The organism is Arthrobacter sp. Leaf234 (genome assembly GCF_001422665.1).
Classification (GTDB): domain Bacteria; phylum Actinomycetota; class Actinomycetes; order Actinomycetales; family Micrococcaceae; genus Arthrobacter_D.
This window is the reverse complement of sequence record NZ_LMLU01000001.1, coordinates 165,644-192,575: the sequence shown is the minus strand read 5'-3', so window position 1 is coordinate 192,575 and position 26,932 is coordinate 165,644. Positions and strand designations below refer to the sequence as shown.

Here is a 26,932-nt window from a genome sequence, read left to right as displayed (position 1 = left end):
TTCCGGCGGTGCGGGCCGGCGGCCGCGTGCTCAGGAGGAGCGGGCGAGCTGCCGGATGGGGATCCAGCGTGAGGCGAGCCGTCGGTAGGACGCCGCGGCGCCCATCATGTCCGCCTCGGCGAGGCTCTCGATGCCGAGGCGCACGTCCATCGGCGAGTCGTCGGGGAAGACGCGATCGGCGACGGGACCGTAGTCCACCTCGACCACCGCATCACGGCGGAACACCTCGAGCCACTCGACGATCTCCGTGAGTTCGTCGAGGAGGTCCATCTCCGGGGCGCCGATGGCGAGCTGGGCGACCGAACGGCGTCCGCGGTCGATGCAGTCGCCGATCCTCGCCGTGACGCGGACGGTGGTGACGCGGCCGTCGTCCTCGACGACCTCCGTGAGGTCGTCCTCGTGGATCAGGGCGAACCAGGCGAACGGCACTCCCCACGTCGCCGACCGCGTGTGCAGCTTGGCCACGGAGTCCGCGAACGTGTCGGGATCGAGCCGGGCCTGATGGGCCTCGCGTGCCACCTCGGGGACGAGGACGTCGATCAAGGGACCGCGCAGGCTCTGGTCGAGCGATTCGGCGGCCAGGGTGGTGCGGACGGCCAGCTGGTTGGGGCAGTAGTAGGGCGCCGTCGCGCCGTTCAGGCCGGGGAAGTGCGTCACCCTGACGAGCTCGGGCTCGTGGTGGGGGAACGGATCGGAGACCGGGCGCATCACCCGGCGCAGCGACTGCTCCTGCTCCATCGACTCCGTCAGTCCGCGCCCACGGGAGCGCTGCTCCAGGATCACGAGCTGCTGCGCGTCGGAGAAGGCGTCGAGGGGCTCGTAGACGCGGAGGTAGGAGACGTACGGGAAGGGCCGGGCGTGAGCGCCCCCGCGGCTCACGGGCCGCTGAGTTCCACGATGACGGGGGCGTGGTCCGAGGCGCCCTTGCCCTTGCGTTCCTCACGGTCCACGAAGGCATGGGTGGCGCGTTCCGCCAGGGCGGGGGAGCCGAGCACGAAGTCGATGCGCATGCCCTCCTTCTTGGGGAACCGCAGCTGCTTGTAGTCCCAGTAGGTGTAGAGGCCCGGGCCGGGGGTGAACGGCCGGGCGAGATCGGCGAAGCCCGTGTCCAGGAAGGCCTGGAAGGCGGCGCGCTCGGCAGGGCTCACGTGGGTGTAGCCGCCGTCGACGAAGAGATCGATGTCCCATACGTCCTCGTCCTGCGGGGCGATGTTCCAGTCACCCATGAGCGCGATCTGCGCCTCCGGGTCCTCGGTGATCCACTGGGCGGCGTGGCCGCGGAGGGTATCCAGCCAGTCGATCTTGTAGGGCATGTGCGGATCATCGAGGGCACGCCCGTTCGGGACGTACAGGCTCCACACGCGGACCCCGCCACAGGTCGCCGCGATGGCGCGGGCCTCCTGCACGGCTTCGGTGCCCGGCTTGCCGAAGGTGGGCTGGTCGGGGAAGGTGCGCTCGACGTCGTCGAGGCCCACGCGGGAGGCGATCGCGACGCCGTTCCACTGGCTCAGGCCGAAGTGCGCCACCTCGAATCCGCTGTTCTCGAACAGGTCCCAGGGGAAGTTGTCGTCCTTGCACTTCGTCTCCTGCAGCGCGACGACGTCGACGTCGGACCGGTTGAGCCAGGCTTCGACGCGGTCGGCGCGGGCACGGAGGGAGTTGACGTTCCAGGTGGCGATCTTCACGGTCCCTACGTTACCAACGGCGCTGTTTACTCCCGCCACCAGGAGTCGAAGATGGTCACGGGTACGGTGCGCTTGTGCCGCGTGATGGAGTAGCGGTGCTCGATGGCCTTCGCTGCGTCGGGGTCCACGTCGCGACCCTCGAGGTAGTCGTCGATCTGCTCGTACGTCAGGCCGAGCTCGTGCTCGTCGGCCTGGCCCGGCAGGTCGTCGAGCAGGTCCGCCGTCGGGATCTTGTTGTACAGGGCGGCGGGTGCGCCGAGCTCCTGCAGCAGTGCCCGGTTCTGGCGCTTGTTCAGGCCGAACAGCGGCAGGATGTCCGCCCCGCCGTCACCGAACTTGGTGAAGAAGCCCGTCACGGATTCCGCACCGTGGTCCGTGCCGATCACCAGCAGGTTGTGCTGGCCCGCGATCGCGTACTGGGCCACCATCCGGGCACGGGCCTTGGTGTTGCCCTTGGTGAAGTCGGTGACCCGCTCGCCGAGGGCGTCCGCGTACTCCTGCTGGATGCCGTCCACGGCGGGGGCCACGTTGAAGACCTTCGCGGTGCGGGGTTCGATGAAGGCGAGCGCGGCCTGCGCGTCCTCCTCGTCCTTCTGCACGTTGTAGGGCAGGCGCAGGGCGATGAAGTCGGCGTCCGCTCCCTCGGAGCGCAGTTCGTCCACGGCGAGCTGGGCGAGCCTGCCGGCGAGCGTCGAGTCGAGCCCACCGCTGATACCGAGGACGAAGCCCCGGGTGCCCGTGGACCGGACGTACTCCTTCAGGAATCCGACCCGGCGGCGCACCTCCGCCGCCGGGTCGATGGTGGGCTCGACGCCCATCTCCGCGATGATCTGAGCCTGGATTTCACGCATGCCCCAAGGCTACTCCCGTTCCATTTCTACAAGGTTACGAAATCGGGGGAATGTCGGAGCGGGGTCGGCGGACCGCGCCGGGCTGCCGGACCCGCGGGCACTCCTGCGGGTCCAGCACGCCGGTCGGGTGTGCACCCGGCGTGCTCCGCCCCGGGCTACTGGCTGAACGCCGCGTCGAAGGAGGTGTCCGACGGCGAGAAGTCGAAGCGCTTCAGGAAGGCGAGCGCCTCGGGAGCGCCCTGCAGCCGGTCCATGCCGGCGTCCTCCCACTCCACCGAGATGGGGCCGGTGTAGCCGATCGCGGTGAGCGCCCTGAAGCTGTCCTCCCAGGGCACGTCGCCGCGGCCCGTCGAGACGAAGTCCCACCCGCGACGCGGGTCCCCCCAGGGCAGGTGCGAGGACATGATGCCGTTGCGCCCACCGCCCATGCGCATCTTCGTGTCCTTACAGTCCACGTGGTAGATCCGGTCCTTGAAGTCGGAGATGAACGCCACCGGGTCGATCTGCTGCCACATGAAGTGGCTCGGGTCCCAGTTGAGGCCGAACGCGGGGCGGTGGCCGATGGCCTCGAGGGTGCGCTGGGTGGACCAGTAGTCGTAGGCGATCTCCGAGGGGTGGACCTCGTGGGCGAAGCGGACACCGCACTCGTCGAAGACGTCGAGGATGGGGTTCCAGCGGTCGGCGAAGTCCTGGTATCCGGCCTCGATCGTGGACGCCGGAACCGGTGGGAACATCGCGACGTACTGCCAGATGGAGGAGCCGGTGAAGCCCACCACGGTGTCCACGCCGAGCTTCTTCGCGAGCCTCGCGGTCAGCTTCATCTCCTCGGCGGCGCGCTGCCGGACGCCCTCCGGGTCGCCGTCGCCCCACACCCTCGGGCCGACGATCGCCTGGTGGCGGAAGTCGATCGGGTCGTCGCAGACGGACTGGCCCTTCAGGTGGTTCGAGATGGTCCACACCTTGAGGCCGTTGCGCTCGAGGATGTCGAGGCGGTCCTGGATGTAGGCGTCGTCGTCCCAGCGCCAGGCGTCGAGGTGGTCGCCCGAGACGGCGATCTCGAGTCCGTCGTAGCCCCACTGGCCGGCCAGTTGGGCGACCTTCTCGAAGGGGAGATCGGCCCACTGGCCGGTGAACAGGGTGAATTTGCGGGACATTCGGGCTCCTTGGAAGAGTGTGGTCGGGGGCGGTGCCGCTAGATGATGCTGGTCCAGATGCTGTCGCTGACCGCGCTGCGCTCCACGCCGGCGAGGACCCTCTGGACCTGGAGTCCGTCGGCGAAGGAGGGGGCCGGCTGGCGCTTCTCCGCGACGGCCTCGATGAAGTCCTTCGCCTGGTGGACGAAGCCGTGCTCGTATCCGAGGGCGTGGCCCGCAGGCCACCACGCGGAGAGGTAGGGATGATCCGGTTCCGTCACCATGATCTCGGTGAATCCCTGCCGCGTCTGCGGCGCCGTCGCGTCGTAGAATCCCAGCGAATTCATGCTCTCCAGGTCGAAGGAGATCGCTCCCGTGGTGCCTGCCACCTCCAGGCGCAGCGCGTTCTTCCGCCCGGTGGACATCCGCGTCGCCTCGAACGAACCGACCGCTCCGCCGTCGAACCGGCCGGTGAACAGCGCGAGGTCGTCGACGGTGACCTGCCCGCGGTCCAGGCCGGGCGTGCCTCCGAGCCCGACTGCGTCGAGGGGGATCGGACGCTCGTGCACGAACGTGGTGAGCAGGCCGCTCACCCCGGTCACCTTCTGGCCGGTGATGAACTGTGCCAGGTCGACCGCGTGCGCTCCCAGGTCTCCGAGTGCGCCTGATCCTGCCTGATCCTTCGTGAGGCGCCAGGTGAGCGGTGCCTCCGGATCGACCAGCCAGTCCTGCAGGTAACTGGCCCGGACCTGACGCACGTCGCCGATGGCGCCGGAGAGGACGAGATCCCGTGCGAAGGCCGCTGCGGGGACCCGCCGGTAGGTGAAGCCGACCATCGCGAAGACGTCGGTGCCGGCGCGGTCGGCCGCATCCGCCATCGCCTCGGCTTCCGCCAGGGTGTTGGCCAGGGGCTTCTCGCACAGGACATGTTTCCCTGCCGCGAGCGCCGCGATGGCGATCTCGGCGTGGGAGCCACCCGGCGTGACGATGTCGATGACGTCGATGTCGTCACGGTCGACGGCCTCCCGCCAATCCGTGGCGGTCTCCTGCCAGCCCCATTTCCCGGCTGCTGCATCCACCGCCCCGGCGTTCCGCCCCACGAGCAGCGTCATCTCGGGCCGGACGGGCAGGTCGTGGAACCGCGGTGCGACCCGCCATCCCTGGGAGTGTGCGGCTCCCATGAAACCGTGCCCGATCAGGGCGATCTTCAGGGGCGCGACGTCGTGGGGCATAGTTCCTCTATCTCATGGCGGACGCAGTGGGTCGGCGCGGGGTCGGGGCACCCCGGTCCGTGAAGACCGGGATGCCCCCTCGATCCCCGGGGCCTAGGATTCGAAGGCGGTGGGCAGGTAGCGGTCGACGTTGTCGCTCGTCACCACCGGGGCGTTCAGGACGACGCGCTTGGGCACCTCGACTTCCACGAGGTCGCTCATGGCCTTGTCCTGGGCGATCAGGCGTGCCATGCGGATGCCGTCGGCTGCCTGGGTGGACGGGTAGATCACCGTTGCTTCGAGCACGCTCTCGCCGGACTGGATCTCGCGCATGGCGTTGGCTGAGCCGGCTCCGCCGACCATGAAGAAGTCGTCCCGCCCGGCGTTGTCGATGGCGGCGAGGACGCCGATCCCCTGATCGTCGTCGTGGTTCCAGATGGCGTCGATCTTCGGTGCCGCGGAGAGGAGCTGCGACGTCGTTGCCTCGCCGCCCTGGACCGTGAAGTCGGCGGCGACCCGGTTGTCCACGTCGAGTCCGCAGGACTCGAGCGCATCGGCGAAACCCTGACTACGGTCCTGCGTCAGCGGCAGGGAGTCGATGCCCGCGATCTCCGCGACGACCGCGTCCTCGTTCCCGCCGAGCTTCTCGCAGATGTAGGTCCCGGCGCTGACGCCCATCCCGTAGTTGTCGCCCAGGACCGTGGCACGTGCTGCGAAGGAGCTGGAGAACTCGCGGTCGACGTTGATGACGGGGATGCCCGCCTCCATGGCCTGGGTGGCGACGGGTGTCAGCGCCGCGCCGTCGGTCGGAAGCAGCACGATGGCGTCGACGCCGTCGTTGATGAACTGTTCCACCTGGCTGATCTGCAGATTGGCGTCGTTGGTCCCCTCCGCCACGCGCAGGTCGATGTCGGGGAACTCCTCGGCCGTGGCGAGCGCCGCCGCGTTGATGGCACCGAGCCATCCGTGGTCCGCCGCCGGCCCCGAGAAGCCGATCACCACGGTGTCCCCCTCGGCCTGGTTCCCTTCGGCGGAGGCGTTGGTCGGCTGGGTGTTCGTCGCGTCGTCACCCGGTGTGCATCCGGTCAGGAGGGCGCCGATGGAGATGAAGGCCCCGGTCGTGACGAGCACTCTCCGGTTCACAGGAACTGCAAGCATGGTTTCTCCTCTTTGAGTAATGAACTTGGCAGAGCCGCGATCCTCGCCCGAGTGGGGCAACTCAGCGTGACTTGCCTCACAGTAACAGAAGCATGGAAGGAATCGACGGCTTTCCACCGATAATCGACATAACGTGTTATCTTCGTCACATGTTCGATGACGATCAGTCCCTGCCCCTGCTGGAAGTCCGCGGGATCACCAAGCACTTCGCCGGGGTCCAGGCCCTCAAGGGGGTGGACCTGCAGGTGCGCCGGGGGGAGGTGCACTGCGTCATGGGCCAGAACGGTGCCGGCAAGTCGACGCTCATCAAGACGCTGTCCGGTGTCCATCAGCCCGACGGCGGGCAGATCTACTGGGAGGGCGAGGCGATCTCCCTGCCCGGTCCGACCGCGGCGCTCGCCCTCGGGATCGCCACGATGTACCAGGAGCTCGATGTGGTCGACGGACTGTCGATCGCCGAGAACATCTTCCTCGGGCACGAGGTGTCCAGCGGGGGAGTGCTCCGCGTCCGGAAGGCCCACGCGCTGACGCGGGCACTGCTCGACCGTCTCGGTCATGGTCGGCTGTCGCCGTCGACGGAAGTCGGGGCGCTGTCGGCGGCCAACAAGCAGATCGTCAGCCTGGCTCGCGCGCTGTCGCGGGACACGAAGCTCATCATCATGGACGAGCCGAGCGCCATCCTCGACTCGGGCGAGGTCGCCAATCTGTTCCGGGTGGTGCGTGAGCTCACCACGCAGGGGATCGCCGTGGTCTACATCTCCCACAGGCTGGAGGAGATCAGGCAGATCGGTGATCGCATCTCCGTCATCAAGGACGGTCGGAGCACCGCGACGGGCCTCGACGTCCGGGACACCCCGCGAGCCGAGCTGATCCGCCTCATGACCGGCCGGGACATCGAGAACGTGTTCCCCGAGCGGCGGCCCCCGGCTGCTGACGCGCCGGTCGTGCTGACGGTGGAGGACCTCGAGCTCGACGGCCACTTCGACAGGCTGAGCTTCACCCTGAGCGCCGGTGAGGTCCTGGGGCTCGCCGGACTGGTGGGCTCGAAGCGCTCGGAGATCATCGAGACCATCTACGGAGCGCGCAAGGCGTCCTCGGGGACGGTCACCGTCCACGGGAAGGTCCTTCGCCCGGGCTCCGTCACCGCGGCCGTCGATGCCGGTATCGGTCTGTCCCCGGAGGAGCGCAAGAGCCAGGGACTCATCCTGGACGAACCCGTCTTCAAGAACGTCACGCTGTCCACCTTCGGGCGGTTCGCCCGAGCCGGGTATCTGGACGAGGCGGCCGAGCGGCAGGCGGCACGCGAGCAGATCGCGGCGCTGGAACTGCGACCCGCCGATCCCGACCGCCCGGCCCGGACTCTCTCCGGCGGCAATCAGCAGAAGATCCTGCTGGGCCGGTGGCTCGTGCACGGCACCTCGGTGCTCCTGCTCGACGAACCGACGCGCGGCGTCGACGTCGGAGCGAGGGCCGAGATCTACGAGCTCATCCGTGCGCTCGCCGTCGCCGGCACCGCCATCATCGTCATCTCGAGTGAGATCGAAGAAGTCCTGGGGCTCGCGGACACGGTGCTCGTCATCGACGACGGCAGGGTCCTCACCCAGACGAATGCCAGCGACCTGGACGAGCACGGCGTGCTCGACCTCATCATGAAGGGAAGTGCCGCGTGAGCGAGCAGAACACGAAGGTGGCCGAGCCGAACCCCGATGCGACGGAGCACGGACGGCCCGGCCGGGCCAATCCGCTGCACGCCTTCCTGCGGGGTTCGGCAGGGCGCAACCTCGGACTGGTCATCGCGCTCGCCCTGCTCCTCGTCGTGGGAGCGATCACCAGTGGGGACCGCTTCCTGAACCTCGAGAACATGCTCACGATCCTCCGGTACGCATCGATCATCGGTGTGGTGAGCATCGGCGTGACCTTCGTCATCACCGCCGGCGGGATCGACCTGTCCGTCGGGTCGGTGATCGGCCTGACGACGGTCGTGGCGAGCCTCACCAGCGTGCAGATGGCGGCCGCGCAGTCCTCATGGCTCCTCATGGTGATCGTCGCCCTCGCCGTCGGTGCCGCTGCCGGGCTCGTCAACGGCGTCCTGATCGCGTACGGCAAAGTGGTGGCCTTCATCGCCACCCTGGCGATGCTCATCGGTGCACGTGGCCTCGCGGAGCTCATCTCGGGCCGAAGGACGCAGGTGGTCAGCAACCGTGACTTCCTCGAGGTCCTGCGCGCCGACCTGCTCGGCGTCCCCATCCTGGTCTGGATCTTCGCCGTGGTCGCCGCGGGCGGCTGGTTCCTCCTGAACCGCACCACCTTCGGTCGGCGCACCATCGCCATCGGCGGGAACCTCGAGGCATCTCGGCTGGCCGGCATCAAGGTGAGGCGCCACCTGGTGTACCTCTACGTCCTCGCGGGGTTCACGGCGGGTATCGGCGGCATCATGTACCTCGGCCGCACCACGGCCGGTACCTCCACGCACGGGCTGCTCGTCGAACTCGACGTCATCGCCGCCGTCGTCGTCGGCGGGACCCTGCTCGTCGGGGGCCGGGGCACGATCATGGGCACCGTGCTCGGGGTGCTGATCTTCAGTACCCTCATCAACGTCTTCACCCAGAACAACCTCGACACCTCCATCCAGGCGCTGGCCCGGGCCCTCATCCTCGTGGGGGCCGTCCTCCTGCAGCAGCGATTCGCCGCGCAGGGGCCGCGCAGACGCCTGAAGAACGCGGTCCGCACGGACGCGGCGGCGGCGAACTGATCACCGTGGAGCGGCGTACCAGGGGTGGATCACGCACCGTCCCAGGCGACCCTTGTTCCGTCGGTTTCCATGCTGTAATGAGTCGATGCGTGACGTAAGTAGCTTCAACGGCCTCGGCTCCTCCGGAGCCAGCGAGCTCTTCCAGATCCTGCGCGACGGACGGCCCCGCACCCGATCCGAGCTCGCCGCCCAGATGGGACTCGCGCGCTCCACGGTGACGCTGCGCATCGAATCCCTGATGGAGCTGGGCCTGGTCGGTTTCGTCGACGATGCCGTCTCCACGGGCGGGCGGCCGTCCTCGCGGATCGCCCTCAAGGCGGGGAGCAAGGTGGTCCTGGGTGTGGACATCGGGGCGTCGCACCTGCGCGTGGCACTGACCGACCTCACGGGTCACCAGCTGCGTGAAGCCGCTCGTTCGATTGAGGTGGCCATCGGCCCGACCGCGGTCCTCGATGCGGTGGTGGAGATGGCCTCCGAACTGCTGGCGGACTCGGACCGCGACCTCGCGGATCTGCTGGCGATCGGGGTCGGTGTGCCGGGGCCCGTGGAGCACAGGACGGGCATGCCCATCAACCCGCCGATCATGCCCGGCTGGAACCGCTTCGACGTCCCGGGCTACCTGCAGGACCACTTCCACGTCCCGGTCCTCGTGGACAACGATGTCAACGTCATGGCCGTCGGGGAGCGGAACGCGGCGTGGCCGGACACCGGTGAGCTGATCTACGTGAAGGTCGCCACGGGCATCGGCTCGGGCATCGTCTCCAACGGCATGCTGCAGCGTGGGGCGGACGGTGTCGCCGGCGATATCGGGCACATCCGCGTGCACGACGGCACGGGCGTCCCCTGCCACTGCGGAAACCTGGACTGCCTCGAGGCCGTCGCCTCCGGCCCGGCCGTCGCCGCGAAGCTCCGTGCGCTCGGGCTGGACGCCCGTACTGCCGAGGATGTCGTCCGTCTCGTGGGAAGCGGGAACAAGGACGCGGTCCATGCAGTGCGCCAGGCCGGTCGTGATGTGGGAGAGGTCCTCTCGGCGTGCGTGAGCCTGATGAATCCGTCGGTCATCGTCATCGGCGGGTCGATGGCGCTCACGGGCGAGCATTTCATCGCCGGTATCCGTGAGGTCGTCTACTCGCGCACGGTCCCCCTCGCCACGCAGCACCTGCAGATCGTGCAGTCGTCCTCCGGGATCGATGCGGGCGTCCTGGGCGCGAGCATGCTGGCCATCCATGACGCGATGTCCCCCCAGCGGATCGACGACATGGTCCTCGGCCTCGGGGAGACGATCCCGGGCTGAGACCAGCGATCGCCGCTGGCCCGTGCGCAGCGTGACACGCGCTCTCGATAGACTGGCCGCATGACCGCCGAGACCTCCGTGCAGACCTCCGACCGCTCCCGGCTCCTGGAGCTGATCAAGGACCTCGCCGTGGTGCACGAGCGCGTGACGCTCTCCAGCGGCGTCGAGGCGGACTACTACATCGACCTCCGGCGGATCACCCTCCACCACGAGGCGTCGGTGCTCGTGGGCCGGGTCATGCTCGCGCTGCTCGACGACGCCGGCATCGCGTTCGAGGCTGCCGGCGGTCTGACCATGGGCGCCGATCCGGTGGGTAACGCCGTCATGCACGCCGCCGCGCAGGCCGGCCGGCCCATCGACGCCTTCGTGGTCCGCAAGACCCAGAAGACGCACGGGATGGGCCGCCAGGTCGAGGGGCCGGACGTGTCCGGCCGTCCCGTCGTCGTCCTCGAGGACACCTCCACCACGGGCGGTTCCGCCCTGACCGCGGTCGAGGGCGTGCGCCGTGCCGGCGGTGACGTCCGGGCGGTCGCCGTGATCGTGGACAGGACCACGGGGTCCAAGGAGCGGATCGAGTCCGAGGCCGGGGTGCCCTACCTCTTCGCCTTCGGCAAGGAAGAGCTGGGCCTCGCCTGACGGGCACCTCCGGCAGCGCGGACGGAGTCGAGCGGCGGGTGGACGACGCGCTCTCGCTGCAGCGTGCCCGCGACTTCCGCCAGTCCTCCCGCCGGTCCTTCCTCATCGGCTCGGCGCTCGCCGCTGTGGTCGGCACCGACCTCGCGTTCACGCGGGTCATCCAGTCCCAGCGTGAGCAGACGCGGATCCTGCCGCTCGACGACGACGCGGCGCGCGCCCGCTTCCCGAACGACCGCTGGGTGCTGTTCCCCGGGTACAAGACCAGCTGGGAGGAGGGGCTCTGGATCCTCAACTCCCTCCGGCCGGCCCTGGCACGGCGTGCACAGATGGCCGTCATGGGGTACTCGAACAGGGGCCTGGACATCAACAACGTGGTCGCCACCATGAACCGCTACGTCGACAACTTCCGGCTCGAGAAGCTGTACTTCTACGGCCACAGCTTCGGCGGGATGGTGGCGGTCGAGGTGGCCGCCCGCCTGCGGGACCGCGGCATCCCCGTGGAACTGGTCCTCCTCGATTCCTCCCCGTCCAGCCGGTTCGACGTGCGGGACCAGCGCATGTTCGACGGCGTGGTGCTGCTGTACGAAGCCGGTGTCCGCGTGCCGATCAGCCTGCGCGGCACGTACGAGCTCGGCGAGCGGATCGTCCACAAGAACGAGCGGACCTGGAGCCAGATCGTCGACCAGACCCTCGAGCAGGTCTCGCCCCTGGCTCCCAGCAGCGAACTCATCCAGTCCGAGTCCTCGTACATCTACCACTTCGACGTCTCGCGCTTCAGCCTGTCCCTCGGGGACACGAAGGTGGTGTTCGCCGGCAACCCGGACGACGGCGTCGTCGACTACGCGACGGCACGGGCGGGCTGGGCGCGGGCACTGCCCGACAACGTGGTGGCGACGGACTATGTCACCGGGGGTGCGCTTCCGGCCCACGCCAGCCCCCAGTGGAACCCCGGTATCTACCAGTCGATCGTCACCGCGGTGCAGGACGCGTACGTCCCGGCTCCCGGCGGCGGCGGGTGGAAGCGCTACTTCTGAGGCGTGTCCGACCGTGTCCGCTCGGGTCAGACCTGGTCGATGAGGTCCGCGACGGAGTCGACGATCTGCGCCGGGCGGAAGGGGTAGGCCTCGATGTCGGCCGGTTGCGTGATCCCGCTCAGGACGAGGACGGTGTGCAGCCCGGCCTCCATGCCCGCGATGATGTCGGTGTCCATCCGGTCGCCGATCATCGCCGTGGTCTCGGAGTGCGCGTCGATCTGGTTCATCGCCGAGCGGAACATCATGGGGTTCGGCTTGCCGACGATGTAGGGGTCGCGGCTCGTCGCCGCCGTGATCATCGCGGCGATCGCGCCCGTCGCGGGGAGCGGGCCCTCCTTGGACGGACCGGTGACGTCCGGATTGGTCGCGATGAACCGTGCACCGTCGAGGATGAGGCGCACGGCCTTGGTGATCGCCTCGAACGAGTACGTGCGCGTCTCGCCGAGCACCACGTAGTCCGGGTTCGTGTCTGTGAGGACGAAGCCTGCCTCGTGCAGCGCCGTCGTCAGTCCGGCCTCACCGATCACGTAGGCGCGGCCGCCCGGCAGCTGGTCCCGCAGGAACTGCGCGGTGGCGAGCGCGGACGTCCAGAGGTTCTCCTCGGGGATCTCGAGGCCCGATGCCTTCAGGCGGGCCGCGAGGTCGCGAGGCGTGTAGATCGAGTTGTTCGTCAGCACCAGGAACCGCTTGGACGTGGCGACCCATCGGTCGATCAGTTCGGCCGCGCCGGGAATGGCGTGGTTCTCGTGCACCAGGACCCCGTCCATGTCGGTGAGCCAGCACTCGATGTGTTCGTTCTCGCGCATGTTCGTCCTTCCGGGGTGGGCCGTCCGCTGCCAGTCTTCCACCTTTGCCGCCGTCTACGCTGGGACGGTGGAAGAAACCCTGCCTGAGCCCGGATGCACCGACGACGACCCGGCGGCGGCTCGGGACGGCGCGCCCGGTGCGCCTCCGGTCGGGGTCGGTCCCTGGGCGGGCGCGTGGCCCGACGGCGACCACTGGGACCGCGAGCTGCTGGCGGCGGGGGACACCCGGAACGTCGTGGACAGGTACCGCTACTGGACCCACGAGGCCATCGTCGCGGACCTCGACGGACGCAGGCACGGCTTCCACGTCGCCATCGAGAACTGGCAGCACGATCTCAACATCGGCTCGGTGGTGCGCACGGCCAATGCCTTCCTCGCGCAGGAGGTGCACATCATCGGACGACGACGGTGGAACCGGCGTGGGGCGATGGTGACGGACCGCTACCAGCACGTACGGCACCACCCGACGGTCGCGGACTTCACCGCCTGGGCGGCAGGGGAGGGCCTCGCGGTGATCGGGATCGACAACTTCCCCGACTCGGTGCCGCTCGAGACGTACGACCTGCCCGAGCGCTGCGTCCTCGTCTTCGGCCAGGAGGGCCCGGGCCTGACGCCCGAGGTGCACGAGGCGGCGGAGGCGACGCTGTCGATCGCCCAGTTCGGCTCGACCCGCTCCATCAACGCCTCCGCCGCGGCCGCCATCGCGATGCACGGCTGGGTGCGGCGCCATGTCTTCGGCCAGCACGCCTGAACGGGCCGTCCGGGCCGACTTCTTCTGCGCCCGGAAGACCCGCTCGCTAGGATGAGGCAAGCACTCACCACCACGAAGGAGTCCTCAGCATGCCTATAGCAACCCCTGATGTTTACGCCGAGATGATCGACCGCGCGAAGGCGGGCGGGTTCGCATTCCCGGCAGTGAACGTGACCTCCTCGCAGACCCTGAACGCCGCGATGCGCGGGTTCGCCGAGGCCGGCTCGGACGGCATCGTGCAGGTCTCGACGGGCGGCGCCGCCTACTGGTCCGGCGCGAGCGTCAAGGACATGGTCGCCGGTTCGCTGGGCTTCGCCGCCTTCGCGAAGGAGGTGGCCAGGAAGTACGACGTCAACATCGCCCTGCACACCGACCACTGCCCCAAGGACAAGCTGGACGACTTCGTGCTGCCGCTGCTCGCCGCGTCCGAGGAGGCCGTGAAGAACGGCCGTGACCCCATCTTCAACTCGCACATGTGGGACGGCTCCGCGGAGACGCTCGAGGAGAACCTGCGCATCGCCCGGGAGATCCTGCCCCGTGCCGCCGCCGCGAAGATCATCCTCGAGGTCGAGATCGGCACCGTGGGAGGCGAGGAGGACGGCGTCGAGCACGCCATCAACGACAAGCTTTACACCACGGTCGAGGACGCCCTCGCGACCATCGATGCCCTCGGCGCAGGCGAGCACGGCCGCTACATCACGGCGCTGACCTTCGGCAACGTGCACGGCGTGTACAAGCCGGGCGGCGTGAAGCTGCGGCCGGAGATCCTCAAGGAGATCCAGGACCAGGTGGGGCAGAAGCTCGGCAAGGACAAGCCGTTCGACCTCGTCTTCCACGGCGGATCCGGTTCCTCCGACCAGGAGATCGCGGACGCCGTCTCCTACGGTGTCATCAAGATGAACATCGACACGGACACCCAGTACGCCTTCACGCGTCCTGTCGCGGACCACATGCTGCGCAACTACGACGGCGTCCTCAAGGTCGACGGCGAGGTCGGCAACAAGAAGACGTACGACCCCCGCGTCTGGGGCGCCTCGGCCGAGGCCGGCCTCGCGGCCCGCGTCGTGGCCGCCGCGACGTCGCTCGGGTCCGCCGGAAAGAAGCTCTGACCCGTGTCGGACGAGTTCCGCAGGAACCTGCTGGGTCCGGAGCCGACGCTGCTGCCCGAGGAGACCGACGTCGTCGAGCGCCTCGCCGCAGGTGACGAGGCCGTGGATCTCGCGGCCAGGCACCCGACGTCGTCGCTGGTCTGGGCGATCCTCGCCGACGAGGCCTACGGCGAGGGGCGCACCATCGAGTCCTACGCCTACGCCCGCACCGGCTACCACCGCGGGCTGGACGCGCTGCGGCGCAACGGCTGGCGGGGTACTGGTCCCGTCCCGTACTCGCACGAACCGAACCGTGGCTTCCTGCGGGCCCTGTACGCGCTGGGACGTGCCGCGGCGTCGATCGGCGAGATCGAGGAGGCCGAGCGGATCGCGGTGTTCCTCAGGGAATCGGATCCGGAAGCGAGCGCCCAGCTCGCGAACTGACGGCGACCACGGATCTCAGGACGGGCGGAGCGGCGCGAGCCCCCGCCCGTCCTGCTGTCCGGGCGCCCTGGGCGTCCTCGGCGTCCTCGGCGTCCTGGGCCAAGCAGGTCCTAACACACTCCGAATCGTGATGCCCGGAACCATTAACGAGTAGTGCATTTCCTTGTGCAGCTGTTACGCGTGCGGCCAGAGTTAAAGGCTCCACAGAGCGTGGTGAGGCGAATCGGGAGCGGTGCTGGATATGTCGACAGGTGTGACCACGGGACAGTTGTACACGGTCGCGGAAGTAGCGGCGATGATGCGGGTCTCGAAGATGACCGTCTACCGGCTGGTGCAATCGGGGACCATCCAGAGCATCAGGTTCGGCAGGTCCTACCGGGTGCCGCAGAGCGCGGTGCGCGACTACATCGACTCCACGAACCGCGGGTCCGACTACTCGATCTGAGGGTGGAGGCCCACTCCGGCCCGTCCCCGGAGAGGACCTGATGGACTGCGGTGGCACGAAGGGTGCCGGGCACGATCCGTCTGTCGTTAGGCTTGTGATATCGATCGATGAACGATAGCTTTGTGCTGACCATCAGCAGAAGGAGCTGTCATGCACCACATCACCGTCATGGCCCTGCGCATCGTGCTGGGCCTCATCTTCGCCGGTTCGGTCGTCATCCAGGTCGTGATGCTCTCGTTGCTGACCCTCGACGTCTCGACCGCCGACCCCGACGTGGCCCTCATCAGGACACCGCTGGTCGTCCTCACGGTGCTCGGCATCCTCGCCCTGCAGGTCGCCGTCGTCTGCGTGTGGGGGCTGCTGACCATGGTGCGGCGCGGCACGGTCTTCTCGACGGATGCCTTCCGCCTGGTGGACATCGTGATCGGGGCCTTCACCGCCGCGAGCCTGCTGGCCTTCGGACTCGGCGTGGCCCTCGCCCCCGGGGAGGCGGTGGCCCCCGGCGTCGTCCTGCTCATCGGCGGCGTGGCGGTGATGATCGGTGCGGTGGCGCTGATCGTCCTCGTGCTGCGGGCGCTGCTCGTGCAGGCCGTCCGCACCGACCTCGAGGCACGCCAGCTGCGCACCGAACTCGACGAGGTCATCTGATGGCGATCATCGTGCGGATCGACGTCGAACTCGCGCGCCGGAAGATGAGCGTCGGGGAGTTCGCCGAGCGCATCGGCCTCACGCCCGCCAATGTCGCCGTGCTGAAGAACGGCCGCGCGAAGGCCGTCCGCTTCAGCACGCTCGAAGCGATGTGCAGGGTGCTCGACTGCCAGCCCGGCGACCTGCTGGAGTGGACCGACGAGGACGACTCCCCGTCCGGCGGCGTCCCCTCGGACGAGGATCCTGCATGAAGGGCCTGGCCCGGTTCTTCCCCGGGGCCCCGGCGCCCGGCCTGCCCGGCGATGCGGGCCTCTTCGGTCCCGACTCCACGGCCTGGCGGGTGGCCCGCGAGCGGCTGATCGTGGCGGGCGGCCCGGCAGCCCTCCTGCTGCAGGTGGCCCACCCGCTCGTCGCCGAGGGCGTGCGCGCCCACAGCGGCTTCGCCTCCGATCCGCTGCAACGACTGCGCGGGACGCTCGACGCCGTCCTGACCGTCACGTTCGGGGACCACGGCCAGGTCAGGGACGCGGCACGGGAGGTCGCGGGGAAGCACCGTCCCGTCCATGGCACACTGCCCGACGACGCCGCGTCCATGCCCGCCGGTACCGCCTACAGTGCCTTCGATCCGGGTCTGGCCCTCTGGGTCTTCTCGACTCTCGTCTGGACGGCGATCGAGGTGACGGACGGGTTCCTGCGCCCGCTCGGGCCCGGGGAGCGGACGGACTACTACCGCGACATGAAGCAACTGGGCCGGGTCTTCGGGGTTCCCGAGGCGCTCCTGCCCGAGGACTACCCGGGCCTCGAGCGTTACGTCGACGAGCAGGTACGCGACGTGCTCGACGTCGGCCCCACCGCCCGGCTGATCGCCGGGCAGATCCTCGCGCCGGAACCGCCGATCGTCGCCCGGCCGCTGCGCCCCGTCCCGTCCGTCCTGGCTGCGGGAGTCCTCCCCGAGACCCTGCGGCAGGCCTACGGGTTGCCCTGGCGACGCCGGGAACGGCTGGCGTTCGCCGTCATCCGGCGCGCCGCGCGCGTCGTCGTGCCCCTGCTCCCGGACCGGCTCCGCCACTGGCCGCACTACCGGGTGGCGCGCGATCGGATGGGCCGGTAGCAGGGGGAGGCCGTGGCGGCGCCCCGCGACCCGGCGCGGCGCGGACGGATGGGCCGGGCCTGGCAGGTCACGCCCCGGGGCGCCTGATCGTCGTCGTCACGGTGACCAGCTGGGGGCGCGGTGGCGCCGAACTGAACCCGAAGCGGACGGGCGGGCTGACGGGGGCCAGCGTGCCGAGGTCCGAACCGCGCCAGGACGCCGTCGCCCCCGTGAGGGAGCGGGCGGATGTCACGCCGTAGTACTCGGTCCGGCCGTTGCCCGCGGAGCCCGCCGTCGCGACCCCCTTGACCAGGAGCGATGCCACGGGGTTGATCAGTGCCAGCCAGCGGGGATGGGTGGCCAGGCGCGAGGGGAGGACGCCGAGCAGCCGCCCGAGCAGCGTCACCGGACCGACCTCGGCCTGGACCTGCAGGTCCCCGGCATCGACGAGGAGGCGGGACGAATCCAGCGACGAGACGATCTCGAGGAGGACGACGTCGTCGAAGGTGTAGGTCGCCCCCACGTAGTCAGCGATCTCCCGGCTCGGCGCGAGCAGGGTGCGCACGCCGGCCGAGTCCTCCATCATGACGTCGGTGAAGGCGCCGAACGGAGACGCGTCCCACCTCCCGATCACCAGTCGCGTACCCGAGGCGGTGCCGATCCCGGCGATGTGTCCTTCGAAGCGGTCCATGGGCCCATTCTCCACGCCCCGGCGCGGGTGGACGCCGGTGTCACACCGGCCGGTCCCGCCCCCGTCATCCCCGACGCCTTTCGACGGCCCGTGAGCGCCTCGGCTAAACTCGGACGGTAAGAGCCCCAGTGGCCGCGCTCCGTGCGGCCGGTTGGGGCGTTCTGATGCACGGCGAACTCCACCGCGGTCGCGCGGGGAGGACCCGTACCGAATGGGGGAGGATCCCATGCCAGCAATCGTCATCGTCGGCGCCCAGTGGGGCGACGAGGGTAAGGGCAAGGCCACTGACCTGCTGGGCGGCCGGGTCGACTACGTCGTGAAGCCGAACGGCGGCAACAACGCCGGGCACACCGTCGTCGTCAATGGCGAGAAGTACGAGCTGAAGCTCCTTCCCGCGGGCATCCTCAGCCCCAATGCCGTCCCGATCATCGGCAACGGCTGCGTCATCAACCTCGAGGCACTCTTCGACGAGATCGACGGACTCCAGGCCCGCGGGGCGGACACGTCGAAGCTGCGCATCTCCGCCAACGCCCACCTCGTGGCGCCGTACCACCAGGTGCTCGACAAGGTCACCGAGCGTTTCCTCGGCAAGCGCGCCATCGGCACCACGGGCCGCGGGATCGGTCCGGCCTACATGGACAAGGTGGCCCGGCTCGGCCTGCGGGTGCAGGACGTCTTCGACGAGTCGATCCTCCGCCAGAAGGTCGAGGGCTCCCTCAAGCAGAAGAACGAGCTGCTGGTGAAGGTCTACAACCGCCGCGACGTCGAGGTCGAGGAGGTCGTCGAGTACTTCCTGTCCTTCGCCGAGCGGCTCAAGCCCCTCGTCATCGACTCCACCTTCGTGCTCAACGAGGCGCTCGACGCCGGCAAGGTGGTCCTCATGGAGGGCGGCCAGGCCACCTTCCTCGACGTCGACCACGGCACCTACCCGTTCGTGACGTCGTCGAACCCCACCGCGGGCGGCGCGTCCGTCGGATCCGGGATCGGTCCCACGCGCATCTCCCGCTCGATCGGCATCATCAAGGCGTACACCACGCGCGTGGGCGCCGGTCCCTTCCCGACCGAACTCTTCGACGAGATGGGCCTGTACCTGCAGAAGACCGGCGGTGAGTTCGGCGTCAACACCGGGCGTCCACGCCGTTGCGGCTGGTACGACGCCGTGCTGGCGCGCCACGCCTCGCGGGTCAACGGCTTCACCGACTACTTCGTCACGAAGCTCGACGTCCTCACGGGCATCGAGACCATCCCCGTGTGCGTGGCGTACGACGTCGACGGTGTGCGCCACGACGAGATGCCCATGACGCAGACCGACTTCCACCACGCGAAGCCGATCTTCGAGTACTTCGACGGCTGGACCGAGGACATCACGGGAGCGCGGACCATCGAGGACCTGCCGGACAACGCGCAGACCTACGTGCGGGCCCTCGAGAAGCTGTCCGGCACGCGGTTCTCCGCGATCGGCGTGGGGCCGGACCGGGACCAGACCATCGTGATCAACGACCTCATCGGCGACTGAGCCCGGCCGGCCCGAACCCGGCCGCAGACACGGACGGCACCCCGCGCTGCGGGGTGCCGTCGCCGTTCCGATCGCGCATGGATCACAGGTTGACGGTGATGTCCGCATCCTCGCGCAGCTGCGCGATCAGGGTCTGCGTCGCCGTGGACAGCTTCTCGCCGGAGAGCTGCTCCTCGATCTGCTCACGCACGTCCTCCAGCGGGGGGATCGGCGTGCTCGTCTCGCCGCTGGCCTCCTGCTGCGCAACGGCGGAATCGTAGGTGTCCTGGATCTCCTGGTCGCTGGGGGCGGTGTCGCCGGCCTCCTCGGCGAGCAGCGCGTCCAGCTTCACCTGGTCCGAGAGCTGCTGGTCGAAGGCGCCCTCGTCGAGGCCCTGCTCCGCGAAGGCTGCGCGCAGTTCCTCCTCGGACCCCAGACCGCTGGTCTCCAGGAGGTCGCTGATCGCCGCGGCGCGGGCCTCGTCGGTGGCCTCGATGCCCCGGGCGTCCGCCTCCTGCCGGAGCAGCTCGGTGCTCACGAGGTTGTCCGCAACGGTGGTCTTCAGCAGGTCCTGATCGAGTTCCTGCCCGCCGGCCTGGGCCGAGGCGGCGGCCTGCTGGAACTGGCTCGTGTACGTGGTGGTGAAGGTGTCGCGGCTGATCTCGGTCCCGTTGACCACGGCGACGACGTCGGGCAGGCCCTCGAGGTCCGGCTCCGGCAGGGCAGGGGCCGATTCCGCGGTGCCCGTCGCCGGGTCGCTCGCGGCGCTCGACGCGGGGGCGCTGTCCGCGGTCCCGCCATCGCCGCTGCAGGCGGTCAGTACTGCCGCCGCCCCGATGAACACGGCAGCGAGCAGCTGCCTCTTCCGTGCTGTGGCTCCGAAGGCCATGGTCCTTGTCCTCACCTCGTGGTCCGGGTCAGCGTGCCACTGTAGCAACCGCGGGTGACAGGCGGCGGCGTGAGCGCCGGCGGTCCGCTGGTTGCAGGGCTGCGGCGGAGCGGGGGTCCCTGGGGCCGCTGCTCCCGCATCACCAGCCCCAGGTGCCGGCGCCACCCTTGAACGGCCCGACGATCGACCCCGTGATCCAGCCACCGTAGAAGTCGCCCTCCTGCGCCTGCACCGTCTCTCCGTCGACCGTGCAGGAGTCCATCTGCGACGGATAGATGGCGGCGCGGGTGGACAGCTCCCCGTACCCGGGAACGGGGGCGGGGTAGGTCCACGCGCCGCGGGTGTTCCGGGCACTGCCGGCGACCACGTCGAAGTAGCTCGCCGCGCCCTTGAACTCGCAGTGCGTGGTGCCCTCGACCGGGACCAGCACACCGGGTGCGAAGTCGTCCAGGGGCAGGTAATACACGGGCGGGTGGCTGGTCTCGAGGACCCGAACCGCCCGGGTGGTCCGGACGATCACCTGCCCGCCGAAGCGGACCTCGATGGTGGCGGGCGAGGCCTCGACGCGCGGGGGCCGCGGGTAGTCCCAGACGGACTCCTGGCCGGGTCCGGGCGTGACGCGCTTGTTCTTCATCGGGTTCCTCATGCCACGAGGCTACTCCGGGAGGCTGGGCGTGAGTCTGTACGCTGGACGCACCATACCGCCTACACGTGAGGTTCAGCATGAAAGTCAGCGTTGGCCAGTTCAGACCCGGCGGGGAGGCGACGGCGAACCTCGCGGTCATGCGGGAGCTGGCCGCCGAGGCCACATCCGAGGGCGCGGAACTGATCGTCTTCCCCGAGGAGTCGATGTTCTCGATCGGCAGGGTCGAGGGTTCGCTCCAGCAGGCGGTGGAGGAGAACTGGACGTCCTTCGTCCAGCAGCTGTCCTTCCTCGCGGCGGAGCAGTCCATCGCGGTGGTCGCGGGCGGGTACGAGTCCAGCGGCGAGGAGCGGCCGTTCAACACGCTCGTCCTCATCGACGCCACGGGGCGGATCGTGGACACCTACCGCAAGCTGCACCTCTACGACGCCTTCAGCTACCAGGAGTCCACGCGCATCAAGCCGGGCGACGGCGGCATCAAGGTCGCGGAGCTCGGGGGCGTGCGGGTGGGACTGATGACCTGCTACGACGTCCGCTTCCCGGAGCAGGCGAGAGCCCTGGCCGACGCCGGCGCGGACCTCATCTGCGTGCCGGCGGCCTGGTTCAAGGGCGAGCACAAGATCGACCACTGGGAGACGCTGCTGAAGGCGCGGGCCATCGAGAACACGCTGTGGGTCGCGGCGGCGGGTACCTCCGGCGGCCACACCATCGGGCACTCGGCCATCATCGATCCCATGGGCATCCCGCAGGTGTACCTCGAGGACGAGGAGCGCGGCGTCGTCACCACCGAGGTCACGCGCCGCCGGGTCGACGACGTCCGCGAGTTCCTGCCGGTACTCCGCAACAGGCGCTTCGCCCGGAACGACACCATTGTCGACTCCCACTGACGCGGTGACGGCTTCGGACGGCCCGGCGCCGCCGCGAGCCCCGAACATCCGCGACGTCGCCCGACTCGCCGGGGTCTCGCACCAGACGGTGTCGCGGGTCCTCAACGGTCACCCGAGCCTCCGCGCCGAGACGCGTGACCGCGTGCTCGCGGCCATGGAGGAGCTGAGCTTCCGGCCCAACCGTGCTGCCCGCGCGCTGGTGACGAGCCGCTCCACCACCATCGGTGTGCTCGTGAGCAAGGGCTTCGAGTACGGGCCCGCAGCCAGCCTCCAGGCGATCGACAGCGCGGCCCGGGAGGCGGGGTACGGGGTGGACGTGGCACACCTCGACGACGTCGACGACGGTTCCATCCGGTCCGCCCTCGACCGCCTGCTCGCGCACGGGGTGGACGGCCTCATCATCCTCGCGCCGCAGACCCGGACGCTGGCGGAGATCGAGCACCTGTCCATCACCCTGCCCTTCGTGACGGTGCACTCCGCGCAGGGCCACGACGACCACCGGCTCTCGGTCGACCAGTCGGGCGGGGCGGCGCTCGCCACGCGGCACCTCATCGACCTCGGCCACCGGCGGATAGCGCACGTCGCCGGGCCAGACGGGTGGCTCGAGACGGAGGCGCGCATCCGCGGATACCGCCGCGCGATGCGGGACGCGGGCCTCGACCCGGAGCCGCTCCTCGCGGGTACCTGGACGGCCGACTCCGGCTACCGCGCCGGCCGCACCCTGCTCGCCGGGGCCTCCTCCCGGGGCGTGACGGCGGTCTTCTCATCGAACGACCAGATGGCCCTCGGCCTGCTCCATGCCCTGCGTGAGGGGGGACGGAGCGTGCCGGAGGACATGAGCGTGGTCGGGTTCGACGACGTCCCCGAGGCCGCCCACTACCAGCCACCGCTCACGACGGTGCGGCAGGACTTCCCCGAGCTGGGCCGGCGGTGTGTCGCGCGGCTGCTCGGGCTCATCGGTGAGGCGGAGCCCCATCGGGGCGGGGACGCCGCCCCCGAGGTCCGCACGGAACTCGTGCCGAGGGGTTCGACGGCGCGTCCGCCCTCCTGACCCCTGCGGCACCGGGACGCCCGAGGCGCCGTCCCACCCGCAGGGCGTGCGGGCGCCTCGCTCGTGGAACCATGCTCCGGCTGCCCTCGCGCGGGCCGGTTCCGGGGCGGGACGACAGCTCGGCCGGTCGTCCCCCGGGCGTGACCGTTGACACAGCCCACCCGGAAGGACCTACACTGTTAGCCGTTGATGTGAACGGTCACATGGCCGATCACGTACAGCTCTCCGATCCACCAGAGCATCGCTTCGCGGTCTCGAGAAGAACAAAGAGGTCCTTCCCTTGAGTGACTCCACCCCGGGCTCCGCGACGACTTCGGCCGGTGCCGGCGGCGATACCTACGTGATCGGCGTCGACTACGGCACCCTGTCCGGCCGTGCCGTCGTCGTCCGCGTCTCCGACGGTGCCGAACTCGGTGCCGCGACGCTCGAGTACCCCCACGCCGTCATGGACACCACGCTCGCGGCCACGGGTGCGCAGCTGCCGCCCGAGTGGGCCCTGCAGGTGCCCTCCGACTACGTCGACGTCCTCCGCTCCGCGGTCCCCGCCGCCGTCCGCGAGGCGGGCATCGACCCGCAGGACGTCGTCGGCATCGCCACCGACTTCACCGCGTGCACCATGGTGCCCACCCTCGCGGACGGCACCCCCCTCAACGAGGTGCCGGGCTACGAGGGCCGCCCCCACGCCTACGTGAAGCTGTGGAAGCACCACGCGGCCCAGGCGCAGGCCAACCGCATCAACGAGCTCGCGGCCGCACGCGGCGAGGCGTGGCTGCCCCGCTACGGCGGGCTCATCTCCAGCGAGTGGGAGTTCGCCAAGGGCCTCCAGCTGCTCGAGGAGGACCGCGAGCTGTACGACGTCATGGAGCACTGGGTCGAGGCTGCCGACTGGATCGTCTGGCAGCTCACGGGGGAGTACGTGCGGAACGCGTGCACCGCGGGCTACAAGGGCATCTACCAGGACGGCGCCTATCCGTCCGAGGAGTTCCTCGCCGCACTCAACCCCGACTTCGCCGGCTTCGCCCGCGACAAGGTGGAGCACACCATCGGCGCCCTGGCGTCGAGGGCGGGATCCCTCTCCGAGGAGGCCGCCGCCTGGACGGGCCTGCCCGCGGGCATCGCCGTCGCCGTCGGGAACGTGGACGCCCACGTCACCGCTCCCGCGGCGCAGGCCACGGACCCGGGCCAGATGGTGGCCATCATGGGTACCTCCACCTGCCACGTCATGAACTCCGACCGCCTGAGCGAGGTACCGGGCATGTGCGGCGTCGTCGACGGCGGGATCGTGGCGGGCTTCTACGGCTACGAGGCCGGCCAGTCCGGCGTCGGCGACATCTTCGCGTGGTTCGTCGCGAACCAGGTGCCGGGGGAGATCCGGGATGCCGCTGCGGCAGAGGGACTCAGCGTGCACGAGCACCTCACCGGGCAGGCGCAGGGGGAACCCGTCGGCGCCCACGGCCTGGTGGCCCTCGACTGGCACTCCGGCAACCGGTCCGTCCTGGTGGACCACGAGCTGTCCGGGACGATCGTGGGCCTCACCCTCGCGACCAAGCCGCACGAGGTCTACCGTGCGCTGCTGGAGTCCACGGCGTTCGGCACCCGGAAGATCGTCGAGACCTTCAACGCGTCCGGCGTCCCGGTGACGGAGTTCGTCGCCGCCGGCGGGCTCATCCGGAACCCGTTCCTCATGCAGGTCTACGCGGACGTCCTGAACATGCCCATCTCCGTGATCGGCAGCGCGCAGGGCCCCGCCCTCGGCTCCGCCATCCATGCCGCCGTCGCCGCCGGTGCGTACGAGGACATCCACGCGGCAGCCGCGGCGATGGGCCACCTGGACCGCGCCGCCTACACCCCTGACCCGGAGAGGGCCGACGCGTACGACGCCTTGTACCGCGAATACACCGACCTGCACGACTACTTCGGCCGCGGCACCAACGACGTCATGCACCGGCTCAAAGCCCTGCGCCGTGCGGCCCGCACCGCCGCTGCCCCGCAGGCGGTGTCGGCATGAGCACCTCGACCCCCGCGACCTTCAGCCCCGAGGTCGAGGCGGCGATCCTCGCCGTCCGGGAGGACGTCGCCGCCCTCCACGCCGAACTCGTGCGCTACGGACTCGTCGTCTGGACGGGCGGGAACGTCTCCGGCCGCGTGCCGGGCGCCGACCTGTTCGTCATCAAGCCCTCCGGCGTCAGCTACGACGAGCTGGCGCCGGAGAACCAGATCCTCTGCGACCTCGACGGCAACGTCGTCGACGGCACTCCCGGATCCGAGCGGTCGCCCTCGAGCGACACCGCCGCCCACGCGTACGTCTACCGCCACATGCCCGACGTCGGCGGCGTGGTGCACACGCACTCCACCTACGCCGTCGCCTGGGCCGCCCGCGGCGAGCCGATCCCCTGCGTGATCACGGCCATGGCGGACGAGTTCGGCGGGGAGATCCCGGTGGGTCCGTTCGCGATCATCGGTGACGATTCGATCGGCCGCGGCATCGTGGACACCCTCACCGGCCACCGCTCACGCGGCGTGCTCATGAAGAGCCACGGGCCCTTCACCATCGGCAGGGACGCGAAGGATGCCGTCAAGGCGGCCGTCATGCTCGAGGACGTGGCACGGACCGTCCACATCTCCCGCCAGCTCGGTGCGCCCGCCGGGATCCAGTCCGAGCACATCGACTCACTCTTCGACCGGTACCAGAACGTGTACGGTCAGCCCTCGACCCCAGGAGCCCCAGCATGAGCCCGCTCAGCACCACCCTCGACACCTACGAAGTCTGGTTCCTCACCGGCAGCCAGGACCTCTACGGCGAGGAGACCCTGCAGCAGGTCGCGGAGCAGTCCCAGGAGATCGTGCGGATGCTCGCGGACTCGGGGCTCCCCGTGAAGGTCGTGTGGAAGCCGACCCTCAAGGACTCCGCCTCGATCCGCCGCATGGCGCTCGAGGCCAACGCGGCGGACCACGCGATCGGCGTGATCGCCTGGATGCACACCTTCAGCCCCGCCAAGATGTGGATCGCGGGCCTCGACGCCCTCCGCAAGCCGCTGCTGCACCTGCACACGCAGATCAACGTGGCGCTGCCGTGGGCCGAGATCGACTTCGACTTCATGAACCTCAACCAGGCCGCGCACGGCGACCGCGAGTTCGGGTACATCCAGTCGCGCCTCGGGGTGCCGCGGAAGACCGTCGTCGGGCACGTCAGCAGTCCCGACGTCTGCGCGAAGGTCGCCTCGTGGCAGCGCGCCGCCGCCGGCTGGGCCGCCGTCCACGAGCTCAAGGTGGCCCGCTTCGGCGACAACATGCGCAACGTCGCTGTCACCGAGGGGGACAAGACCGAGGCAGAGCTCCGCTTCGGCGTCTCCATCAACACGTGGGGCGTCAACGACCTCGTCGCGGCGGTCGAGGCACAGTCGGACGACGACGTCGACGCCCTCGTGGCCGAGTACGAGGAGACCTACGACGTGGTCCCGGAACTGCGCCGGGGAGGTGACCGCCACGAGTCGCTGCGCTATGGTGCCCGCCAGGAACTCGGTCTGCTGTCCTTCCTCGAGGAGGGCGGTTTCGGTGCGTTCACCACCAACTTCGAGGACCTCGGCGCGCTCCGGCAGCTGCCCGGCCTCGCCGTGCAGCGGCTCATGGCCCGTGGCTACGGCTTCGGGGCCGAAGGCGACTGGAAGACCGCCGTCCTCGTCCGTGCCGCGAAGGTCATGGGCTCCGGACTCCCCGGCGGCGCCTCCCTCATGGAGGACTACACGTATCACCTGACGCCGGGGGAGGAGAAGATCCTCGGCGCGCACATGCTCGAGATCTGCCCCACCCTCACCACGTCGAAGCCCTCCCTCGAGGTGCACCCGCTCGGGATCGGCGGCAAGGAGGATCCGGTGCGGCTCGTGTTCGACACGGACGCCGGAGCCGGCGTCGTCGTCGCGATGTCCGACATGCGGGACCGCTTCCGCCTCACGGCCAACGCCGTCGAGGTCGTCCCGCCGGACGCCCCGCTGCCCAACCTGCCGGTCGCGCGCGCAGTCTGGAAGCCGGAGCCGAGCCTCGAGACGTCCGCGGCGGCCTGGCTGAGCGCCGGCGCCGCGCACCACACCGTCCTCACCACCGCGGTGGGCCTCGAGGTCTTCGAGGACTTCGCGGACATCGCCGAGGTCGAACTGCTGCGGATCGACGCCGACACGAAGCTGCGGGACTTCCAGCGCGAGCTGCGCTGGAACGCCGCGTACTATCGGCTCGCGCAGAAACTGTAGAAGCCA

At 69.6% G+C, this 26,932-nt stretch carries 28 protein-coding genes; 18 read left to right on the top strand and 10 right to left on the bottom strand.

Features of this window, described 5'->3' with window-relative positions; genetic code table 11:
* Nucleotides 1-30: 30 nt before the first annotated feature.
* The 6 genes from ASF21_RS00840 to ASF21_RS00815 all read right to left on the bottom strand — a co-directional run bounded on the left by ASF21_RS00840 (nucleotide 31) and on the right by ASF21_RS00815 (nucleotide 6,038).
* Complete coding sequence (locus tag ASF21_RS00840; protein ID WP_055765510.1) at nucleotides 31-879, bottom strand: hypothetical protein; 849 nt, start codon at nucleotides 877-879, stop codon at nucleotides 31-33.
* Nucleotides 876-1,685 carry an exodeoxyribonuclease III gene (locus ASF21_RS00835; protein ID WP_055765507.1) on the bottom strand — a complete coding sequence of 270 codons (810 nt, stop codon included), beginning with the start codon at nucleotides 1,683-1,685 and terminating at the stop codon, nucleotides 876-878. The genes ASF21_RS00840 and ASF21_RS00835 overlap by 4 nt, the downstream gene beginning before the upstream one ends.
* 26 nt (nucleotides 1,686-1,711) lie before the next feature.
* On the bottom strand, nucleotides 1,712-2,536 hold the full coding sequence (nadE, locus tag ASF21_RS00830) for an ammonia-dependent NAD(+) synthetase (RefSeq protein ID WP_055765504.1): 825 nt from the start codon (nucleotides 2,534-2,536) through the stop codon (nucleotides 1,712-1,714).
* A 155-nt stretch (nucleotides 2,537-2,691) separates the two neighbouring features.
* Nucleotides 2,692-3,690 (bottom strand): sugar phosphate isomerase/epimerase family protein, encoded by a 999-nt coding sequence (locus ASF21_RS00825; RefSeq protein WP_055765501.1) that lies wholly within the window; start codon nucleotides 3,688-3,690, stop codon nucleotides 2,692-2,694.
* A gap of 38 nt (nucleotides 3,691-3,728) precedes the next feature.
* Nucleotides 3,729-4,901, bottom strand: coding sequence for a Gfo/Idh/MocA family protein (locus ASF21_RS00820; protein WP_200914761.1), 1,173 nt, complete (start codon nucleotides 4,899-4,901; stop codon nucleotides 3,729-3,731).
* Nucleotides 4,902-4,994: 93 nt separating this feature from the next.
* On the bottom strand, nucleotides 4,995-6,038 hold the full coding sequence (locus tag ASF21_RS00815) for a substrate-binding domain-containing protein (RefSeq protein WP_055765497.1): 1,044 nt from the start codon (nucleotides 6,036-6,038) through the stop codon (nucleotides 4,995-4,997).
* A 149-nt stretch (nucleotides 6,039-6,187) separates the two neighbouring features.
* Here ASF21_RS00815 and ASF21_RS00810 point away from each other — a divergent pair, with 149 nt between their 5' ends.
* The 5 genes from ASF21_RS00810 to ASF21_RS00790 all read left to right on the top strand — a co-directional run bounded on the left by ASF21_RS00810 (nucleotide 6,188) and on the right by ASF21_RS00790 (nucleotide 11,754).
* A complete protein-coding gene (locus ASF21_RS00810; protein ID WP_157365691.1) occupies nucleotides 6,188-7,708 on the top strand; it encodes a sugar ABC transporter ATP-binding protein in 1,521 nt (506 codons plus the stop codon).
* Complete coding sequence (locus ASF21_RS00805) at nucleotides 7,705-8,790, top strand: ABC transporter permease (RefSeq protein ID WP_055765493.1); 1,086 nt, start codon at nucleotides 7,705-7,707, stop codon at nucleotides 8,788-8,790. Before ASF21_RS00810 ends, ASF21_RS00805 begins: the two co-directional genes overlap by 4 nt.
* An 85-nt stretch (nucleotides 8,791-8,875) precedes the next feature.
* The gene (locus ASF21_RS00800) at nucleotides 8,876-10,084 is read left to right on the top strand and encodes an ROK family transcriptional regulator (protein ID WP_055765490.1); all 1,209 of its coding nucleotides are present in this window, start codon (nucleotides 8,876-8,878) and stop codon (nucleotides 10,082-10,084) included.
* Nucleotides 10,085-10,144: 60 nt separating this feature from the next.
* A complete protein-coding gene (pyrE, locus tag ASF21_RS00795) occupies nucleotides 10,145-10,720 on the top strand; it encodes an orotate phosphoribosyltransferase (protein ID WP_055765488.1) in 576 nt (191 codons plus the stop codon).
* A 38-nt stretch (nucleotides 10,721-10,758) separates the two neighbouring features.
* Nucleotides 10,759-11,754, top strand: a complete 996-nt coding sequence (locus ASF21_RS00790) for an alpha/beta fold hydrolase (RefSeq protein WP_055765484.1) — start codon at nucleotides 10,759-10,761, stop codon at nucleotides 11,752-11,754.
* Between the two features lie 26 nt (nucleotides 11,755-11,780).
* Here ASF21_RS00790 and ASF21_RS00785 read toward each other — a convergent pair whose 3' ends face one another.
* On the bottom strand, nucleotides 11,781-12,560 hold the full coding sequence (locus tag ASF21_RS00785) for an HAD-IIA family hydrolase (protein WP_055765482.1): 780 nt from the start codon (nucleotides 12,558-12,560) through the stop codon (nucleotides 11,781-11,783).
* 79 nt (nucleotides 12,561-12,639) lie between these two features.
* Here ASF21_RS00785 and ASF21_RS00780 point away from each other — a divergent pair, with 79 nt between their 5' ends.
* From ASF21_RS00780 to ASF21_RS00750, 7 genes are all read left to right on the top strand, one after another.
* Nucleotides 12,640-13,311, top strand: coding sequence for a TrmH family RNA methyltransferase (locus ASF21_RS00780; RefSeq protein WP_055768849.1), 672 nt, complete (start codon nucleotides 12,640-12,642; stop codon nucleotides 13,309-13,311).
* An 89-nt stretch (nucleotides 13,312-13,400) separates the two neighbouring features.
* A complete protein-coding gene (fbaA, locus tag ASF21_RS00775; RefSeq protein ID WP_055765477.1) occupies nucleotides 13,401-14,420 on the top strand; it encodes a class II fructose-bisphosphate aldolase in 1,020 nt (339 codons plus the stop codon).
* 3 nt (nucleotides 14,421-14,423) lie between these two features.
* Nucleotides 14,424-14,843, top strand: a complete 420-nt coding sequence (locus ASF21_RS00770) for a DUF3151 domain-containing protein (protein WP_055765474.1) — start codon at nucleotides 14,424-14,426, stop codon at nucleotides 14,841-14,843.
* Nucleotides 14,844-15,084: 241 nt separating this feature from the next.
* Nucleotides 15,085-15,288: a helix-turn-helix domain-containing protein gene (locus ASF21_RS00765; RefSeq protein ID WP_055768847.1), complete on the top strand. Its 204-nt coding sequence runs from the start codon at nucleotides 15,085-15,087 to the stop codon at nucleotides 15,286-15,288.
* A gap of 150 nt (nucleotides 15,289-15,438) precedes the next feature.
* Nucleotides 15,439-15,936: a DUF2975 domain-containing protein gene (locus tag ASF21_RS00760; protein ID WP_055765472.1), complete on the top strand. Its 498-nt coding sequence runs from the start codon at nucleotides 15,439-15,441 to the stop codon at nucleotides 15,934-15,936.
* Entirely contained in the window at nucleotides 15,936-16,187 is a 252-nt protein-coding gene (locus tag ASF21_RS00755) for a helix-turn-helix domain-containing protein (RefSeq protein ID WP_055765468.1), read from the top strand. The genes ASF21_RS00760 and ASF21_RS00755 overlap by 1 nt, the downstream gene beginning before the upstream one ends.
* Nucleotides 16,184-17,047 carry an oxygenase MpaB family protein gene (locus ASF21_RS00750; RefSeq protein ID WP_055765464.1) on the top strand — a complete coding sequence of 288 codons (864 nt, stop codon included), beginning with the start codon at nucleotides 16,184-16,186 and terminating at the stop codon, nucleotides 17,045-17,047. The genes ASF21_RS00755 and ASF21_RS00750 overlap by 4 nt, the downstream gene beginning before the upstream one ends.
* Nucleotides 17,048-17,114: 67 nt before the next feature.
* Here the strand turns inward: ASF21_RS00750 and ASF21_RS00745 are convergent, their stop codons facing one another.
* The gene (locus tag ASF21_RS00745) at nucleotides 17,115-17,717 is read right to left on the bottom strand and encodes a hypothetical protein (RefSeq protein WP_055765462.1); all 603 of its coding nucleotides are present in this window, start codon (nucleotides 17,715-17,717) and stop codon (nucleotides 17,115-17,117) included.
* Between the two features lie 226 nt (nucleotides 17,718-17,943).
* Here ASF21_RS00745 and ASF21_RS00740 point away from each other — a divergent pair, with 226 nt between their 5' ends.
* Nucleotides 17,944-19,233 carry an adenylosuccinate synthase gene (locus ASF21_RS00740; protein WP_055768844.1) on the top strand — a complete coding sequence of 430 codons (1,290 nt, stop codon included), beginning with the start codon at nucleotides 17,944-17,946 and terminating at the stop codon, nucleotides 19,231-19,233.
* 82 nt (nucleotides 19,234-19,315) lie between these two features.
* Here the strand turns inward: ASF21_RS00740 and ASF21_RS00735 are convergent, their stop codons facing one another.
* Together ASF21_RS00735 and ASF21_RS00730 are read right to left on the bottom strand one after the other, a co-directional pair.
* Nucleotides 19,316-20,101: a SurA N-terminal domain-containing protein gene (locus ASF21_RS00735; protein WP_055765459.1), complete on the bottom strand. Its 786-nt coding sequence runs from the start codon at nucleotides 20,099-20,101 to the stop codon at nucleotides 19,316-19,318.
* A 139-nt stretch (nucleotides 20,102-20,240) separates the two neighbouring features.
* Nucleotides 20,241-20,747 (bottom strand): DUF427 domain-containing protein, encoded by a 507-nt coding sequence (locus ASF21_RS00730; RefSeq protein WP_235498556.1) that lies wholly within the window; start codon nucleotides 20,745-20,747, stop codon nucleotides 20,241-20,243.
* Between the two features lie 77 nt (nucleotides 20,748-20,824).
* Between ASF21_RS00730 and ASF21_RS00725 the strand changes: the two genes are divergently transcribed.
* The 5 genes from ASF21_RS00725 to araA all read left to right on the top strand — a co-directional run bounded on the left by ASF21_RS00725 (nucleotide 20,825) and on the right by araA (nucleotide 26,926).
* Nucleotides 20,825-21,631, top strand: a complete 807-nt coding sequence (locus ASF21_RS00725) for a carbon-nitrogen hydrolase family protein (RefSeq protein ID WP_055765455.1) — start codon at nucleotides 20,825-20,827, stop codon at nucleotides 21,629-21,631.
* Between the two features lie 4 nt (nucleotides 21,632-21,635).
* Nucleotides 21,636-22,682 carry a LacI family DNA-binding transcriptional regulator gene (locus tag ASF21_RS00720; RefSeq protein ID WP_055765452.1) on the top strand — a complete coding sequence of 349 codons (1,047 nt, stop codon included), beginning with the start codon at nucleotides 21,636-21,638 and terminating at the stop codon, nucleotides 22,680-22,682.
* A gap of 280 nt (nucleotides 22,683-22,962) precedes the next feature.
* Nucleotides 22,963-24,690, top strand: a complete 1,728-nt coding sequence (gene araB / locus ASF21_RS00715) for a ribulokinase (protein WP_055765448.1) — start codon at nucleotides 22,963-22,965, stop codon at nucleotides 24,688-24,690.
* Nucleotides 24,687-25,415, top strand: coding sequence for an L-ribulose-5-phosphate 4-epimerase (locus ASF21_RS00710; protein WP_055765445.1), 729 nt, complete (start codon nucleotides 24,687-24,689; stop codon nucleotides 25,413-25,415). Before araB ends, ASF21_RS00710 begins: the two co-directional genes overlap by 4 nt.
* Complete coding sequence (gene araA / locus ASF21_RS00705; protein WP_055765442.1) at nucleotides 25,412-26,926, top strand: L-arabinose isomerase; 1,515 nt, start codon at nucleotides 25,412-25,414, stop codon at nucleotides 26,924-26,926. Before ASF21_RS00710 ends, araA begins: the two co-directional genes overlap by 4 nt.
* Nucleotides 26,927-26,932: the final 6 nt, after the last annotated feature.

Coding starts and splice junctions, on each gene's coding strand:
- nadE (WP_055765504.1), bottom strand. CDS start 2,536: ATGCGTGAAATCCAGGCTCAGATCATCGCGGAGATGGGCGTCGAGCCC.
- ASF21_RS00825 (WP_055765501.1), bottom strand. CDS start 3,690: ATGTCCCGCAAATTCACCCTGTTCACCGGCCAGTGGGCCGATCTCCCC.
- ASF21_RS00820 (WP_200914761.1), bottom strand. CDS start 4,901: ATGCCCCACGACGTCGCGCCCCTGAAGATCGCCCTGATCGGGCACGGT.
- ASF21_RS00815 (WP_055765497.1), bottom strand. CDS start 6,038: ATGCTTGCAGTTCCTGTGAACCGGAGAGTGCTCGTCACGACCGGGGCC.
- ASF21_RS00810 (WP_157365691.1), top strand. CDS start 6,188: ATGTTCGATGACGATCAGTCCCTGCCCCTGCTGGAAGTCCGCGGGATC.
- ASF21_RS00800 (WP_055765490.1), top strand. CDS start 8,876: ATGCGTGACGTAAGTAGCTTCAACGGCCTCGGCTCCTCCGGAGCCAGC.
- pyrE (WP_055765488.1), top strand. CDS start 10,145: ATGACCGCCGAGACCTCCGTGCAGACCTCCGACCGCTCCCGGCTCCTG.
- ASF21_RS00785 (WP_055765482.1), bottom strand. CDS start 12,560: ATGCGCGAGAACGAACACATCGAGTGCTGGCTCACCGACATGGACGGG.
- fbaA (WP_055765477.1), top strand. CDS start 13,401: ATGCCTATAGCAACCCCTGATGTTTACGCCGAGATGATCGACCGCGCG.
- ASF21_RS00765 (WP_055768847.1), top strand. CDS start 15,085: ATGTCGACAGGTGTGACCACGGGACAGTTGTACACGGTCGCGGAAGTA.
- ASF21_RS00760 (WP_055765472.1), top strand. CDS start 15,439: ATGCACCACATCACCGTCATGGCCCTGCGCATCGTGCTGGGCCTCATC.
- ASF21_RS00755 (WP_055765468.1), top strand. CDS start 15,936: ATGGCGATCATCGTGCGGATCGACGTCGAACTCGCGCGCCGGAAGATG.
- ASF21_RS00750 (WP_055765464.1), top strand. CDS start 16,184: ATGAAGGGCCTGGCCCGGTTCTTCCCCGGGGCCCCGGCGCCCGGCCTG.
- ASF21_RS00745 (WP_055765462.1), bottom strand. CDS start 17,717: ATGGACCGCTTCGAAGGACACATCGCCGGGATCGGCACCGCCTCGGGT.
- ASF21_RS00740 (WP_055768844.1), top strand. CDS start 17,944: ATGCCAGCAATCGTCATCGTCGGCGCCCAGTGGGGCGACGAGGGTAAG.
- ASF21_RS00735 (WP_055765459.1), bottom strand. CDS start 20,101: ATGGCCTTCGGAGCCACAGCACGGAAGAGGCAGCTGCTCGCTGCCGTG.
- ASF21_RS00730 (WP_235498556.1), bottom strand. CDS start 20,747: ATGAGGAACCCGATGAAGAACAAGCGCGTCACGCCCGGACCCGGCCAG.
- ASF21_RS00725 (WP_055765455.1), top strand. CDS start 20,825: ATGAAAGTCAGCGTTGGCCAGTTCAGACCCGGCGGGGAGGCGACGGCG.
- ASF21_RS00710 (WP_055765445.1), top strand. CDS start 24,687: ATGAGCACCTCGACCCCCGCGACCTTCAGCCCCGAGGTCGAGGCGGCG.
- araA (WP_055765442.1), top strand. CDS start 25,412: ATGAGCCCGCTCAGCACCACCCTCGACACCTACGAAGTCTGGTTCCTC.